Source organism: Roseateles sp. AC306 (genome assembly GCF_979253795.1).
On sequence record NZ_CEEDEB010000066.1, the window covers coordinates 1 to 287 of the forward strand.

Sequence of the window (287 nt, forward strand, 5' to 3'; positions counted from 1 at the left end):
CGGCTGAGACAAATTGCTCCTCTCCATGAAGCAGATTACCCAGCTGATTGAGGTCATGCTCGTTGGCCGCGGTGGTGACCAAGCTGTGGGTCAGGCCACTCTTGGCATCGACACCAATGTGGGCCTTCATGCCAAAGTGCCACTGATTGCCTTTCTTGGTCTGATGCATCTCCGGATCGCGTTGCTGCTCTTTGTTCTTGGTCGAGCTGGGTGCCTCAATGATGGTGGCATCGACCAAGGTGCCTTGAGTCATCATGACGCCTGCTTCGGCCAGCCAGCGATTGATG

At 55.7% G+C, this 287-nt stretch carries 1 protein-coding gene; it reads right to left on the bottom strand.

All coding sequences use genetic code 11. The features are described 5' to 3' along the window. A partial coding sequence (locus tag AC0IZJ_RS28410) for a transposase (RefSeq protein ID WP_471855603.1) occupies window positions 1–287 on the bottom strand: 287 nt, incomplete at both ends.